General features: G+C 72.1%; 10 protein-coding genes. 1 reads left to right on the top strand and 9 read right to left on the bottom strand.

Annotation, left to right across the window (positions count from 1 at the left end; genetic code table 11):
- On the bottom strand, nucleotides 1-1455 hold a 1455-nt coding region (locus ABD378_RS27665), incomplete at its 3' end, for an FtsX-like permease family protein (RefSeq protein ID WP_344524936.1).
- A 126-nt stretch (nucleotides 1456-1581) separates the two neighbouring features.
- On the bottom strand, nucleotides 1582-1995 hold the full coding sequence (locus ABD378_RS27670; protein WP_249589865.1) for a globin: 414 nt from the start codon (nucleotides 1993-1995) through the stop codon (nucleotides 1582-1584).
- A 146-nt stretch (nucleotides 1996-2141) separates the two neighbouring features.
- On the opposite strand from ABD378_RS27670, the gene ABD378_RS27675 reads away from it, so the two are divergent.
- Complete coding sequence (locus ABD378_RS27675) at nucleotides 2142-3116, top strand: methyltransferase domain-containing protein (RefSeq protein ID WP_344524939.1); 975 nt, start codon at nucleotides 2142-2144, stop codon at nucleotides 3114-3116.
- Between the two features lie 33 nt (nucleotides 3117-3149).
- Here the strand turns inward: ABD378_RS27675 and ABD378_RS27680 are convergent, their stop codons facing one another.
- The 7 genes from ABD378_RS27680 to ABD378_RS27710 all read right to left on the bottom strand — a co-directional run.
- The gene (locus ABD378_RS27680) at nucleotides 3150-4469 is read right to left on the bottom strand and encodes an FHA domain-containing protein (RefSeq protein WP_344524941.1); all 1320 of its coding nucleotides are present in this window, start codon (nucleotides 4467-4469) and stop codon (nucleotides 3150-3152) included.
- Nucleotides 4470-4583: 114 nt separating this feature from the next.
- A complete protein-coding gene (locus tag ABD378_RS27685; RefSeq protein WP_344524943.1) occupies nucleotides 4584-5927 on the bottom strand; it encodes a VWA domain-containing protein in 1344 nt (447 codons plus the stop codon).
- Between the two features lie 92 nt (nucleotides 5928-6019).
- Nucleotides 6020-7363, bottom strand: coding sequence for a protein phosphatase 2C domain-containing protein (locus ABD378_RS27690; RefSeq protein ID WP_344524945.1), 1344 nt, complete (start codon nucleotides 7361-7363; stop codon nucleotides 6020-6022).
- 2 nt (nucleotides 7364-7365) lie between these two features.
- Nucleotides 7366-9972 (bottom strand): serine/threonine-protein kinase, encoded by a 2607-nt coding sequence (locus tag ABD378_RS27695; RefSeq protein WP_344524947.1) that lies wholly within the window; start codon nucleotides 9970-9972, stop codon nucleotides 7366-7368.
- Nucleotides 9969-11288 (bottom strand): coiled-coil domain-containing protein, encoded by a 1320-nt coding sequence (locus ABD378_RS27700; protein WP_344524949.1) that lies wholly within the window; start codon nucleotides 11286-11288, stop codon nucleotides 9969-9971. Before ABD378_RS27700 ends, ABD378_RS27695 begins: the two co-directional genes overlap by 4 nt.
- A gap of 39 nt (nucleotides 11289-11327) precedes the next feature.
- Nucleotides 11328-12338 (bottom strand): glutamate ABC transporter substrate-binding protein, encoded by a 1011-nt coding sequence (locus tag ABD378_RS27705; protein WP_344524951.1) that lies wholly within the window; start codon nucleotides 12336-12338, stop codon nucleotides 11328-11330.
- Nucleotides 12339-12355: 17 nt separating this feature from the next.
- Nucleotides 12356-13688 (bottom strand): hypothetical protein (locus tag ABD378_RS27710; RefSeq protein WP_344524953.1); only part of this gene is annotated, 1333 nt, incomplete at its 5' end.

Raw genomic sequence — 13688 nt, forward strand, 5'->3', positions numbered from 1 at the left:
CACCGTGCCCGCGAGCAGGGCAAGGGCGGGCGCGGCCACCAGCAGCGGGTCGATGCCAAGGCCGCCCGCGCCGTCGCCGCTCAGCGCGCCCGAGCCTGACGTCCTGCCGTCCAGCTGCCAGTACGCCACCGCCGCGATCACCAGGAGGCCCACGTCGGCGCCCGCCCGCAGCGGTGCGGGGAGCGCCGCGGACCGTGTCCGCCGAAGCGAGCCGGTGTTCGCCGAGAGCGCGGGCGCGACCACCGCGAGCGCGCAGCCAAGGGCCGTGATCACGCCGATCAGCCACACGTCCGCGCCCGCCGCCCCGTCGATCCGCACTCCCGTCCGTGCCAGCGCTCCTTGCCCCGCGAGCAGCCCGGTCAGCGGGCCCGCGAGCAGGGGCGCGAGCAGTGCGGCGGGCAGCGCGAGCAGCAGTGCCTCGACCGTGGCGAGCCAGACCACCCGGCCGCGCGAGCCGCCGCGCGCCAGGAGTAGACCCGTCTCGCCGCCGCGTTCCCTGCCGAGCAGCCGCGCCACGAGCAGCAGCGCGTACCCGGCGAGCATGATCAGCTGAAGGGCGACGATCAGCAGCGTCGAACGGGACACCAGGAGTGCGCGCTCGGCCCGGTCGAGGACGTCGGGCAGAGCGGTACTCGCGCTCGGACTGCCACCCAGGGACGGGGAAGCGGACTTGGCGAGCGCGGCGGGCCCGCTCTTCGCCGCCGCACGCAGCGCGTCGACGCGGTCCGTGGTCATGGCGTCGAAGTCCGCGGTGGCCAGCCACTGCGTACGGTCCGCGGAGACGTGCCCCAGGGCCGTCGGGTCGGCGAGCAGCGGCCCGTACGTCAGGAAGACGCTCTCGCGCACGCCCCTGCCGCCGACGTCGTCCAGCTGCCAGTAGGGCTCGGTGGGGCCGGCGGGGCGGTACACGCCGGTCACCCTGACGGTGATCCTCGGTCCGGTGAGCCGGTCGGTGAGGGTGAGCGGGGCGGAGCGGGGGCCGAGCCTCAGACGCGCGGCGGCCGCCTCGGGGAGGGCCACCTCGACCGCCTCGCCCCGCGACTTCTCGTACGGGGAAGGCCAACTGCCCTTGGTCAGGCGGACCCTGGACCGGTCGAGCGCCGCGAGGTGTGTGAGGTCCGGTTCGGCGCCCTGCCGTGCGCCCGGCAGGGCGTAGGGCCCCGAACGGGCCAGGGAGCGCAGCCCCACCGGCAGTCCGTCGAACGTGCGCCGAGCGGCTTCGCGCACCGCGCGGTCCGCCGACTCCTGGGCGCCGGGCGGGACTTGGGCCCGCACGACGAGCGAGGCCTGTGCCGCGGAGCGCGTACGCAGGCTGTGCCGCAGCGCCGCGTCACCGATGGAGCCGGAGAACGCCGTGAGCGTGGCAAGGACCGCCGTGGTGAGGAGGACGGCGAGGAGCGCGGCGGCAAGGAGCAGCCGATGCGCGCGCACGCGCAGAAAAACGAACCCCGTCACAGCCCCCGCGACCCCCCGTGCCCGTGCCGTACACCTTCGCCCCCGAAAGTCTGTACGGATGCTTTCAGAGTGCAGGCAGTTCGGGAAGGGGGGTCGGGAAGGGGGTCGGGAGAGCGGGGAGAGCCGTCAGCCCTCGGAGTTGACCATGGACGCCGCCGCGTACGTCAGGTAGTTCCACAGCGTCCGCTCATGCTCCTCGGAGAGCTTCAGCTCCTCGACGGCGGCCCGCATGTGCTTCAGCCAGGCGTCGTGCGCGGCCCTGTCGACGGTGAACGGCGCGTGGCGCATCCGCAGCCGGGGGTGGCCGCGATTGTCGCTGTACGTGCGGGGGCCGCCCCAGTACTGCATCAGGAACAGCGCGAGGCGCTCCTCGGCCGGGCCCAGATCCTCCTCCGGGTACATCGGCCGCAGCAGCGGGTCCTCCGCGACCCCCTGGTAGAAGAAGTGCACCAGGCGCCTGAAGGTCTCCTCGCCGCCGACCTGTTCGTAGAAGGTCTGCTCCTGAAGCGTGCCGCGCGGGATCTCTTTCACACCGTCCATGGTCTCAGACGGGGCGGCCGAGGACGGAAGACTTAGGACCGTCGGCCTCCGGATCGGTGCTCACGGCTTCCGGACGGGACCGATCTCCTCCGGATCGGTACGTCCTGTCGCTCGCATCGCGGGCCATACCGCAGCACAGTGGCTATATGGGACCAACAGTCGACCCCCTTCTCGCCGCGGAGGCCGGATCCGCTCTGGTCCGCGAGATCGAGGCCAGCGGTGCCTTGACGCGGGACCCCGAGCTGCGTGCGGCGTTCGAGCAGGTCCCGCGGCACCTGTTCGTGCCGTACTACTACGTCACCGCGTCGGGCGGCGGCCACGAACGCCTGTGGGGCGAGGACCCCGACCCCGCACGCCGGGAACGCTGGCTGAACGGCGCCTACGCGGACACCCCGCTCGCCACCCGCGTACGCGACGGAGAGCTGCTCTCGTCCAGCAGCCAGCCCTCCCTGATGGCGAAGATGCTTCAGGAGCTGGATCTGCGCGACGGGGACTGCGACGTCCTGGAGATCGGCGCGGGCACCGGCTACAACGCGGCCCTGCTCGCCCACCGGCTCGGCGACGAACACGTCACCACCGTCGACCTGGACCCGGAGATCACCGAGTCCGCGCGGCGGCATCTCACGGCCGCCGGATACCACCCGGCCGTCGTCACTGGCGACGGCAGCGCGGGGTGCCCGGAGCGCGCCCCGTACGACCGGATCATCGCGACCTGCACCCTGACCTCCGTGCCGCGCCCCTGGCTGGCCCAGTGCCGCCCCGGCGCCCGCATCCTGGCCCCGCTCGCCACCGGCCTGATCGCCCTTACGGTGCGGGACGCCGAGCACGCCGAAGGCCGCTTCCTGCACACCCCCGCGTACTTCGTGCCGCTGCGGGGCGGCAGCACAAGGGCCCCGCACGAGCAGCACCTCGGGGGGCTGCCGCGCAGGGCCCTGCAGAACGAGCTGTTCCGCTTCTTGCTTGAGCTGACCGCCGGGAGCCTCGACCCCTACGAGGCCCTCGCCCTGTGGCAGCGCGAGGGCCGGCCGGTGCGCGAGCGCTTCGGGGTCAGCGTCAGCGGGCCGCACGAGTGGGCCTGGCTCGACGACCCCGAAGGGCCGTACGCCTGGCCACTCGCGTGAGCCTCTGTGCCGTGATCCCCTGTGCCGTGATCCTCAGCTGTGCCGGATCGTGATCGTCGTCCAGGCGCCCACGTGCACCCGGTCGCCGTCCTGGAGCGGCACGGGGACGAACGGCTGGATGGGCTCCTCGCCGTTGTTGACCGTGGTGCCGTTGGTCGAGTTCTGGTCGACGACCGCCCAGCTGCCGTCCGGCTGCTGGACCAGGACCGCGTGCTGGTGCGATACGCCCGGGTCCTCCGGAGGCACCGACAGGTCGATGTCCGGGGTGTCACCGGTGGAGTGCCTGCGACGGCCGATGGTGATCTGGTTGCCGGCCAGCGGGCGCTGCTGCTCGGGCGAGTACGCGGGCAGGTTCAGGCTCGAGGCCTCGGGACCGCTGCGGTGCATCATCGCCATGAAGTACTCACGGTCGGGACCGATCGTCGCCGACCAGGTGACCGTGCCGGTGCTGGGCCCCGGCACCGCCTGGTAGCCCGGAGGGCCCTGCGGCGCCTGCGTCTGCTGCGGAGGCCCGCCCGGCTGCTGCCGGCCCCACTCGCCCTGCTCGGGAGCCTGCGGGGCGCCGGGACCCGGAGCGGACGACGAGGGCGGCGAGAGCACCCAGTCGTCGCCACTGCCACTGCCACTGCCACCGCCACCGAACGGCGGACCGCCGGGACCGGGCTGCTGCGGAGGCGGCGGAGTCCCCGTCTCCTGCGGGAACGCGGGCGGCGCCGGCGGACCCTGCTGCTGGAACGCCTGCGGGGGCTGCCCCGACTGGTCACCGCCGTTGTAGGGCGGCGGGGGCGCCTCACCGTTGTACGGCGGGGGCACCTGACCGGACGGGTTGCCGTTGCCGAACGGCGGGATCGGCTCGGCGGGCCTGTTCATCTGCGAGGGCCGCGAGCCCTGGTACCCGAACGGGTCCTGGCCGGGCTGGGTGCCGGGCGGCTGCTGGCCGGGGGGCTGCTGGAACTGCTGCGCCGGGTTCGGCGCGGGCGGGTGCGGAGCGGCCGGGGTGTACGAGGTCGCCGTGTTCGTCAGGAAGTTCCAGCGGCACTCCTCGCAGAACGGCGCGTTCGCCTCGCGGGGCGTGCGGCACTGCGGGCAGAGCTCGGCCTCCGCGGCCTGGTCCGGGACCGCCGACAGGTGCGGGCGGCCGGGGGCCTGCTGGGGGTATCCGGGGTCCTGCTGCGGATAACCGGGGTCCTGTTGCGGATACCCGGCGTCCTGGCCGGGCCCCGGAGGCGGATAGCCGTAGCCGGGAGCGGCCGGGGGCGGCGGCGGAGGCGGTACGGCACCGGCCATGCGGTGACCGCAGACCTCGCACCAGTCGTCGGAACCCGACTGGTGTCCGTTCGGGCAGGTCGGCATGTCGGCGCTTCCCCCTCTCCTTCTCCGGCCCGAGGGCCGTACGTGCTGCTGTGTGGCTACTGATGGGTATGGGTGGTGCTCTATGAGTGCTCTATGAGTGCTCTATGGGTGGTGCTACTTCTTCACGCGAACAGTCTTCGTGGACCGCGTCTCGAGAGTCATCTCGTCGGCCTCGGCGACCCTAGCCTTCAATCGAACAGTACCTGCCACGGCGTCGACCACGTCGACCACCTTCGAAAGCAGCTTCGCGGTGTCCTCGTTGCCCGAGGCGCTGGCGAGCTGAACGGCACGGCCCAGTTTGGCCGTTGCTCCGTCCATATCTCCCGACTTGCGTGCATCGAGGCCCTGCTGGATCACCTGGGCCAGTTCCGCCTGGCCCGTGTAGTGCGCCACCTGCGGGTTGATCGACGTCGAAGCGGACATGTCGTCCGTCCACACGGCCCGCACCAGACCCTGCGAGAGCGTCTGGGCGCTACCGTCGGGCTGCGGCACGATCAGCGAGACGCGGGCCGCGAGCATCTCCTGGCCGAGCTCGGCGTTCGGCACCTCGACACAGATGTGGTAATCGCGGGACTCGTCGCCCCAGGACCCGGTGGGGTAGTCGCCGGCGCGCGGTCCCGCCTCCGTGCGGCGCGCGGTCAACTCCTCGACCGTGGGCGCCACTTGCTTGACGAACTTGATCTCGGCGCCCATGGGGGTCCACAGCCGCAGGCTGACGTCGGCGACCTCCTTGCCCATCGCCGCCTCCATCATCTGCGTGAAGTCGGCGGAGAGCCCGGCCGGGTCGGCGACGATGTCGGCGGTGCCGAGCAGCGCCGAGGCGATCCCTGTGACCTCCTTCACCTCCCAGTCCGTGCCGACACCGCGGGCGTCGCAGGTGAAGCGGCCCGCGCAGGCGTCGAGGGAGGCCTGCAGGTCCTCGGGTGACTCGTGTTCATTGCGGCCGTCCGTCAGCACGATGCCGTGCCGTATCGAGACGTCGGCCGAGGAAAGGAGCCGGTCGGCGAGGCGCAGCCAGGTGCCGATCGCCGTGCCGCCGCCCGCGCTGAGCTTGCGCAGGGCCTGCTTGGCCTGCCCCCGGGTGTGCGCGTCGGCGACCGCCAGGCGGCCGTCTCCCGGATAGACCTCCTTGGCGACATGGGTGCCGCCGATCACCGCGAAGTGGACTCCGTCACGTACGGCGTCGATCGCGGCGGCCGTGGCGTCACGGGCGCCGCGCATCTTCGTCGGCGGGTAGTCCATCGATCCCGAACAGTCGACCATGATCGCCACGGCCGCGTCCGGGGTCTGCCCCGCCGAGTAGAGGTGCGGGGCGCTCACCGCGGACCCCACCGTGCCGCCGCCGGTCGAGGTGACGGTGGCGATCGCGTTGACCTCGCGGGCGCCCTCCGCCATGTACTCGTTCTGGTACACGTCGACCGAGAACTGCGGCACGTTCGACTTCGAGAAGTTGGCCATGGATCCCTGCTCCCCCTATACGTTCCCACCGGCTTCCCCAAGCCGGTGGGTGACAAGTGCGCGTGGCCGGCCCACCGTTGTGGGGGCCTTCACTAGGCGGATCCTGCCCCTTGCGGCACGAGACGGAACGGCAGAATCGCCACTGTTACGTTGTCGTGGCCCCCGCCGTCCAGTGCGTGGCCGACCAGGACCTGGGCGCTGTGCAGTGGGCGCAGGGCGGAATCGACGGGCACGGCCCGCGCCATCTCCTCCACCGCTTCCGCGTAGTTCCACAGCCCGTCGGTGCATACGACCACTACACCCGCGCGGTCCGGCTTGAAGGAAGCGGTGTGCGGCTCCAGTTCGTACGCATCGGCGCCGAGCCAGCCCGTGATGGCGTGCGCGCGCTCGTCGGCGTACGCCTCCGCCTCGTTCATCAGACCCGCGGCCACCATCTGCGCGGCCCACGAGTCGTCCTCGGTGAGCCGGACGGTCGGGCTGCTGCGGTCGTCGGGAACCCAGTAGGCGCGGCTGTCGCCGACCCAGCCGACGACCAGGAGGCCGCCGGCGACGATCGAGCCGACGAGCGTGCACGCGGGCGCGTTCTGGTGCGGGGAGTGCTCCCTGGCCTGAGTGGGCTCCGCGGCGAGGGCGTTGACGGCGTCGGCCGCCGCGAGGATCGCGTCGTGCATGGCCTGCTGCGGGTGCGTGCCGCGCGGCAGGGCGTCGAGCAGCGTCTCGTTGGCCTCGCGCGACGCGGCGAGCGAGGCCTCGCCGGGGCGGGTGGCGGACGAGACGCCGTCGCAGACGATCGCGACGACGGCGGGGGATCCGTCCGGCAGCGCGGCCGACGAGATGGCGAACGCGTCCTCGTTGCGGTGGTGGCGCAGACCCCGGTCGCTGACCGCGGCGACCGCGTCGAGCTGCTGCTCCATGTGGTCGCGCTCGCGCGGCTGCGCGTGCCCGCAGTTCTCGCAGTAGCCGTCCGGGTCGACGCGGCCCGAACGGCACGCCACGCAGAGCTTGGTGCCCGCGGGCGGCGTGGGTTCGGACAGGACGGCCCGTGGGTCGGCGGGCTCGGGCTCCGGCGGGGCGCCGGGGGCGGGCAGGGGGTACTCGTCCGGCTCGGCGGGCCGCTCGGCGGGGCCGTCCCCCGCGTTCGGGGAGGGCTCGCCGCCCGACGACTCCGTGACCGGCAGGTCGGTGGGCAGGTGCGCGGGCACCGGCATGTCGGAGCTGTCCACGTCCGGGGCGACGGGCCACTGCGACGACGCGTCGGGCGGCGCCGCGGACGACGAGCCGTTCATCGCGACGGTGGGGCGGTCGTCCGACCCCGCCGGCTGCGCCGACAGGTCGTACCCGCACGCGCCGCAGAACAGGTCACCCGATTCCAGCGGCTCTTCGCAGCCGGGGCACGTGGAACCTGCCCCGGCAGTCTGCTGGTGCATCTGCGACATCTTCACACCCACGTCCGAGGGCGGAAACGGTTGGCCCGTTCCACCAGTTCGATCCTTTCCTCGCCACCCTGTGCGAGCCGGGCAAGCGTTCGGTACGAGCGCTCCAGGCCGAACCGGAGGCCGCGCTCGTCCAGGTCGCTGCCGAGCAGCACGGTCCGCGAGCCGCCTGCCGGTGCAGCGGGTGCTGTCGGCGGGGCGGCGGCGTGACCAGAGTGCCTACCGGAGAGTACCCAGTCCAACGCGGTGCCAAGGACCTCGGTGGAGAGCCGCTCACGGCGCACCGCGTCGAGGCCGAAGCCCGCGAGGGCCTCCACCTGGCCCGCCGCCGCCGTCAGGTCGTCGAGGAAAAGAGTGCCGGGCGACGGCGCGGTGTCCAACGTCATACGGTGCCGCAGCCGCGCCCGCACCGCGGCCACGCGGGCCGCCGTGTAGTGGATCGAGGCCTCGGGCACCGACTCCAGGGTGTGCACGGCGCCGCGCCGGTCGTCCGACGCGAGTTGTACGCGGGCCAGGCCGAACGCCGCGCTGACATAGCTCGGGTCGGTGGCCCAGACGAGGCGGTAGTACTCGGCCGCGTTGTCCAGCTGCTCCAGGACCTCCGCGCAGACGCCGAGGGCCAGCTTGGGCGCGGGCTCGCCGGGGAACGCGTCGTACACCGCGTCGAAGGACAGCGCCGCGTTCTCGTGGTCGCCGGTCGCCAGTGAGGCCACGCCGCGGTACCAGACCACCCGCCAGTCGTCCGGATGCTGTATCTCAAGCTCCGTCAACGCCTGTGCGGCGGGCTCCGGTTCACCCATGGCCAGGCGGGCGCGGAGCCCGCGCAGCCTCAGCTCGACGGAGTCGGTGGGCGCGGCCCGCAGCGCGGTGATCAGCTCGGCGGGCGCGGAGGCCATGAGCCCGGCCAGGAACCCCGCGTTCGCGTCGTTCGGGTCGACGCGCGGCACCGGAAGCGCGAGCGCCGTCGCGGGGGCGTCGAGAGAGCGGACGATCCGGGCCGGCGGCGCGGCCGGAGGCACGGGCGGCGGCGCGAGCGCCGGGGTGCCGTTGCCGCTCGCCCGGCCTGCCGTCAGTTCAGGCTGCCCCTTGCGCCGTCCCGTGGGCAGCACACGTACCCCGAACTGCGAGACGTCCCCGGTCAGTTCGGCGAACAACTCCGTGTCCGTGACCTTCACCTCGGGCCCGAACAGGGTGGACAGCGCGGGGCGCGGCCGACCCGTCTGGAGGGCCACGACCTCCCTCAGGACGCCCGTGAGCTGCTCCGCCATCTCCTGCGCCGACGCGAACCTGCGGGCCGGGTCCGGGTCGGTCGCGCGCACCAACAGGCGGTAGAACGACTCGTACTTGCGGAAGACCTCGATGTTGTCCGGGTCCGGCAGGGAGTCCACGAAGACGTTCGTGTAGCCCTGGAAGTCGAAGGTGAGCACGGCGAGCGTGCGCGCCACCGTGTACAGGTCGGAGGCCACCGACGGGCCGAGCTCGGCGACTTCGGGCCCTTGATAGCCGACCGTTCCGTAGATCGCCGACTCGTCGTCGTCCATGCGGCGGACCGCGCCCATGTCGATCAGCTTGAGCTGGTCCTCGGTCTGGATGGCGTTGTCGACCTTGAAGTCGCAGTACAGGAGATTGCGGCTGTGCAGATGGCCGAGGGCCTCAAGGGCCTCGATGCCGAACGCGCAGGCCTGCTCGACGGGCAGCGGGTCGCGCTTGCCCTGCGCCGTACGGCGTTCGTTGGCGATCTCCTTGAGGGACTTGCCGCCGACGTACTCCATGACGATGTAGCCGTCCATGGAGCCCGTGCGCTGGTCGAGGTGCTCGACGAAGTTGTAGATGCGGACGATGTTGCTGTGCTCGATCTCGGCGAGGAAGCGGCGCTCGGAGATCGCTGCGGCCATCGCGTCCTGGTCGCCCGTGTCGAGCAGGCCCTTGAGGACCACCCAGCGGTCGGAGACCGCGCGGTCGACGGCGAGATAGACCCAGCCGAGCCCGCCGTGCGCCAGACAGCCCACGACCTCGTACTGACCGTGCACGATGTCGCCGGTGCTCAGCTTCGGCACGAACGAGTACGGGTGGCCGCACTTGGTGCAGAACCCTTCGGTGCGCCCTGGCCGTTCCCCGCGCGCGCGGCCCACCGGAGCCCCGCAGTCGGAGCGCGAGCAGAAGCGCTTGCGCTCGGGAACCTCGGGGTTCTCCTGCACCGCCTGGCGTGGATCGGGGCGCGGCACCTCGGGCACGAGCACCAGGCCCACGCCGAGCCTGCTGCGTGCCGATGAACCCGCCCCCGAGCCGGAGCTGCGCACGGAGACCGAGCGGGACGTCGAACTGCCGGACAGCGAGCGCGAGAGCCGCCCCGAGACCGAACGGCGCGAGGACTGAGACCTAGACGAGCGCGACGAGCGCGACGAGCGGGATGACGCGCGCGAACTGGAGCGGGAGCTGCTGCTGCCCGATCCCTTGCCGCCGCCGGTGATGCCGGTCGGGGGAGAGGACACCATGCCCGTCGGTGAGACGACCGGGGCAAGGCCGCAGGTGTCGCAGTACAGCTCGCCGCCGCCCACGTCCTCGTACGACCCTGTGCATCCGGGTCGCTGGCACTTCCGCTGCTCACTCATGCTTCCCCCCTCCGGTCGGTGGGACCGCCCTGTTGCGGCACCCTCGGTGCAAGGACCTCGGCGGCCGCCTGCTGAAAACGAAGCACCGCCTGTTCGGCGACGCGCAGATCGCAGGGCGCGCTCCACAGCATCCGGCGCGCCGCGTCGTACCGCTCGACCAGGAGCGGGTCCTCCGCGTGGCCGAGCCGGGCGACCTTCGCCTTGTACGCGTCCAGACGGCCGCGCAGCTCCGCGCGGACCGCGAGGGGCTGGGTGACGGCCGTCAACGACTCGCGGGCGCGCAGCAGTTCGTCCTCGGCCTTCTCCTCCAGGGACTCCAGGAGCGGGGAGAGCCGGTGCCACTGGGCGTGCCTGCGGTAGTCGGACGCCATCGCGAGCTGCTCCTGCAGCGCGGTCGACGGGCCGCTGACGGCGGGCACCTCGGACGCGGCGATCTTGGCGAGGACCTCGCCGCGCGCGGAGCGTGCCTCGGCCAGGGTGCGGTCCGCGCGCGAGAGCACGTCACGGAGCCTGCCGAGCCGCAGCTCCGCATCCTGCCGGACGGTGAGCACCGCGTCGATCTCCCGGCGCACGTCCTCGAGGGCGCGGGCCTCGCGGTCGTACCGCTCGGTGTGCGGGCGGCCGCCGCCGGGGGCCGAACTGCCCCGCACGGGCTGCCAGAAGGCCAGCGGATCGGAGATCACCTGCTCGCGGAGGAGCGTCAGCTCGGCCGTGATCCGCTCCAGGTCGTCGCCCGCCGGATGCTCGCCGGGCCGCACGCCCACGGAGTGCGCGAGCTGCCGGGTGCGCTGCAGCTCGGCGGAGAGGAGGTCTATCCGGGCGGGCAGCGCGGACCAGACCGAGTCGGCGGCGACGACCATGTCGAGCGAGTGGGCGTACAGGTCGTTCATCCGCGAGACGAGTTCGATGAGCGTGAAGCGTTCGGTGAGTTTGGCGGGTCCGGTGATCGAGGCCGGCGGCGCGGGGGCGGCGCCGCCGGCGACGGTGACGCTCTCACCGCGCAGCAGCTCGGTCAGCTCCACCAGGTCGTCTCTGTTGGGCCAGCGTCTGCGGGCCCGCGTCTCGTGCGCCGCGCGCAGGGCGGCGGCGTACGCGTCGAAGTAGGCCCACAGGAGGGTGATCTGCTGTTCGGTGGCCTGCCAGCGCTCCTGGGTGGTGCCGGTGAGACCGGCACCTTCGAGGAGTCGGCGGCCCGCGTGATCCTGAAGGGCGAGGAGCGAGGTCTCGATCGCCTCGTGCTCGGCGTCGAGCCGCGCCAGCGCACGGTCCACCTCGTCCCGGTCCATCACAGGACCGGTGGGTCCCGCGACGCTCATCGATCACCTCTCCGCTCTGCGTTGCTGTGCACGTCCGGCTCAGTCGCTGTACTTCGGTGCGGGCGGTCCCGCCGATTCGCCGAGGGCGGGCTTCAGCCAGTGGTCGTAACTCTTCTGCCAGCCGCTCTTGCGGTAGTCCTCAAGGACTTGGTTGACCCGCCGCACCAGGTCGTCCTTGCCCTTCTCCGGCTTCTTCATCGCCACGCCGTAGTACTCGGTGTTGAGCGGTGCGTCGCCCTTGAGCTCGACCGTCGGGTCCTGTGCGGCCTGGCTCGCGGCGAGCGCGCTGTCGGTCACGACGGCGTCCACCTCACCGAGCTGGAGCCTTACCAGGCAGTCGAGTTGGTTGGGGACCGTAGTCCCGATGTCGGCATCGAGGCCCTTCTTCTTGAGTTCCCCGAGCTTGGTGAGCGCCGTGGAACCCTTCGCGGAGCAGACCTTCTTGCCGTCCAGTGTGTCGTCGAACCCGGTGATGTCCGAGGACTTGGGGGCGAGGACCTGCTGACCGGTCTTGAAGTAGGCGGTGGAGAAGGAGACGTCTTCCTCGCGCTCGCAGGTGATCGTCATGGTCCGCACGACCATGTCGACCTGGCCGCTCTGTATCGCCTTGACGCGCTGGTTGGTGGGGATGGCGCGGAAGAGCACGGCGTCGCGGTCGCCGAGGATCTCCTCGGCGATCTTGTGCGCGAGGTCGATGTCGAAGCCTTCGAGCGTCGCCGTCTTCTTGTTCGGGTCGCGATAGCCCCAGCGGTAGCTGTTCTGGTCGACGCCGACGATGAGCTTCTTGACCTTGCGGTCGCGGATGGCCTCGATCGTCGGGCCGTCCTTGTCGTCGGGCGACAGGCTCTCCTCCGGGCTCTCGCACTTCTCGGCCCGCGCGGGAGCGGCCTCGGCGGAACCCTGGGAGCCGCGGCTCGCGGCGCTGTCGGCCTTGACCGTGCTGCCCGCCTCGGGCAGCACGAGCACGAGGGAGCCCGTGAGAGCGCAGGCCACCGCCATGGCGGCAGCTCCACCCCAGCCGCGCAGCCTCGCCAGTCCTCGCGTACGCATCGTCCGCTCGCCCCCTCTCACCTGTACTCCGACAGCCTGCGCCCGACGCCGAGCACGGCGCCTGCGGCGGCGAGCACCGCGAGCACGGCGGCGCCCACCGGGAGCCCGCTCATCGCTCCCTTGCCGTCCTTCGCCGCCTGCTCGAACTCGGCCTGCTCGTGCCCCAGCGCGTCTTCGAGTGCGTCGTCGACATTGTCGAAGCACTCGCCGGTGGGCTCGTCGTTCTTGTCGCCGACGACCTTGGCGAGCGCCCCTTGATAGTCACCTGCGTCGTCGCTGTCCCGCGCGGTCTTGTGCCGGTCCTTCCAGACCGACACGTTCTTCGCGGCCGCCTCGACGGGGTTCTTGCCCGACGCGTCGTCGGCGATGGCCGCGGCCTTGCCGAGCAGCCCGCTGTCCGCGCTGCCGAGCTGCTTCATCTGCGTCTGGTAGGCGACGTCGAACTTGTCCTTGACCACCTTCTCCGCGCCGACCTCGACGGTCTCCGCGCCGCGGCTGACCAGCGTGAGGTTCTCGTTGCTGCGGGCCTTGAGCGAGCTGATGCGGGCGTCGTTCAGGACGTTCAGGGACTTCACGCCGTGGTCGTACGAGTCGTTGAGTCCCGAGCGGGCGACGGTGTGGCCCGCGACCAGCCAGAGCAGGACGATCGTCGAGGCGGCGGTCGCGGCGACCAGGCCGTGGTTCAACACCCGGTTCGTCCGGCGGTAGTTGCGGCGCTGGGCCCAGAACAGGGCGCCGAGCGCCAGCAGACCGAGGGCGATGGCGAACCAGGGATACGGCTTCGCGTCGTCGTAGTCCCTGTTCAGCCGCTCCTTCTCCGCGGTGTAGAGCTGCTCGGCTGCCGGGAGCATCTGGGTCTGCATCTTGTCGTTCGCGTACCGCAGATAGGCGCCGCCCAGGGGGAGGCCCTGGCGGTTGCTCGCGCGGGCCCGCTCGATCAGACCGGTGTACTCCGGAAGCAGCTTGTTCAGCTTGGTCACCGAGTCGGCGGCCGACGAGCCCGAGCCCGCGTTCGACGCGGCGGTCGCCAGCTTCTCGGAGGCCCGGTCGATGTCGGCGTTGTACCGGTCGCGCACGTCGGCCGGTTCCTGACCGCCCGCCAGGAAGCCGCTGGACGCGGCCGTGTTGGCGTCCGCGAGGGAGCGGTAGATGGCCGCCGCGTCGCCGCTCAGCGGCTGGCTGCGGTTCAGGACGCTGTTCGCGGCGGCCGAGCGATCCGACATCTGCCAGGTGGTGACCGCGCCGAACGCCACGACGAGCAGGGCCAGGACGGCGCCGATGATCCGGAGCCTGCCCGGCGCCGTCGTCGCCGCCGCGCGCAGTCGGTCCCGGCCCTCGACCCACGCGGGG

It is taken from the genome of Streptomyces rectiviolaceus, from assembly GCF_039533825.1.
Classification (GTDB): Bacteria; Actinomycetota; Actinomycetes; order Streptomycetales; family Streptomycetaceae; genus Streptomyces; species Streptomyces rectiviolaceus.